Raw genomic sequence first — 1,619 nt, 5'->3', positions numbered from 1 at the left:
CCCGAATAATTCACGAGGGGTTGGCGGATATGGTTCAAACCGTTGAAATGACGTAGGATTTGGTTGCTTACGCCGATCCGTGCCGTTTCCGGAGACCACACCCGCCATGAATGATCCTACGCTAGCGCTGCCCGGTTTGTCATCAGTCGGCGGCAAGCCCGTCGTCGCCCGTTTTGATGGCGGCATGCTATCGTCCGACAGCGGTGTTCTGGCCCTGGCTGCGGTGGACAAGCGGCTACATGTGGCCGACCGTCTGGCGCGCTGCATCGACGATCCGCGTTGCCCGGACCAGACCGTCCATAGCCTGGCCGACATGATCGGCTTTCGCATGAAGATGATCGCCGCCGGCTACGAGGATGGCAACGATGCCAACCGGCTGCGTTCCGATCCGGTCTTCAAGATGGCCCAGGACGCGCTGCCGTCGGGTCGCGATCTGGCCTCCCAGTCGACGATGTGCCGGCTGGAGAACCTGCCTGGCGTGAGGGAACTGGTGGCGATGGGCCGGGCGATGGTCGACCTTTACTGCGCCTCTTTCCGGCAAGTTCCCAAGCGGATCGTGCTCGACATCGACGACACCTTTGACGCCGTGCATGGCGGCCAGCAATTGCGGCTGTTCAATGCCCATTACGATGAATATGGCTTCCAGCCGATCGTTGTGTTCGATGGGGCGGGACGGTTCGTCGGCGCGGTCCTGCGACCGGCAAAGCGGCCGAGTGGGGCAGAAATCCGCCCCCACCTGCGACGCCTGGTGCAGGCGATCCGGAGCAATTGGCCGAACACTCGGATCCTGATCCGGGCCGACAGCCACTATTGTAGTCCGGCGGTCATCGACTGGTGCCGCGCCAACGATGTCGACTTCATCTTTGGCTTGGCACCCACCACCACCTTGCGCAAGCATGTCGCGGACCTGGAAACCAGCACGATGGCGCGGTTCGACGCGTCGGCGAAGACGGGCAAGGTCCGCAGGTTCAAGGAATTCTTTGACGGCGCCGCTAGCTGGAGCCGCGTCGAGCGCATCATCGCCCGCGTCGAGGTTGGCGCCCAAGGCACCGACACCCGCTTCATCGTCACCAACCTTGCAGGTGGCAAGGCCAAGGTGCTCTACGAGGACGTCTACTGCCGGCGTGGAGCGGCCGAGAACCACATCAAGTCATGGAAGACGCATCTCGCCGCCGACCGGACCTCCTGTACGAGAGCGACGGCCAACCAGTTCCGGCTGTTCCTGCATGCGGGTGCCTATTGGCTGATGTGGGGGCTGCGGGCCGCGATGCCGAAGCGCTCGCGCTTTGCCGTCGCGCAATTCGACACCCTGCGACTGCGCCTCATCAAGATTGCAGCGCGGGTGGTCGAGATGAAAACGCAAATCCGCCTGCACCTGCCAACATCCTGCCCGGATCAGCGCATCCTGCGCATCGTTCTCGATCGCATCCCGCGGCTCGCAACATAGCCGACGGGGCGCTGACGCCCCAAAAGCGAACCCCTCGACCTCAACCTGCAAACCCCGCCTTCCATCACGATGGATTAACTCCGGCGACTGGCAAAACTTGCCTGCGGTGTCGCGCAGCCAGCAAAAGCCTGCCTCTCGTCGCCAAAACGTCCGGTGCTATGCATTAAGGCGG

Annotated in this window: 1 protein-coding gene; it reads left to right on the top strand. The window is 62.9% G+C overall.

All coding sequences use genetic code 11. The features are described from left to right. The first annotated feature begins 106 nt into the window (after positions 1-106). Positions 107-1,447, top strand: coding sequence for an IS1380 family transposase (locus tag EXZ48_RS34475; protein WP_050747148.1), 1,341 nt, complete (start codon positions 107-109; stop codon positions 1,445-1,447). The last annotated feature ends 172 nt before the right edge of the window (positions 1,448-1,619 follow it).

Origin of the sequence: Shinella sp. JR1-6, assembly GCF_004284735.1 — a bacterium.
GTDB lineage: Bacteria > Pseudomonadota > Alphaproteobacteria > Rhizobiales > Rhizobiaceae > Shinella.
The sequence above is the reverse complement of the archived record's forward strand: the minus strand, read 5'-3'. Positions and strand labels throughout refer to the sequence as shown.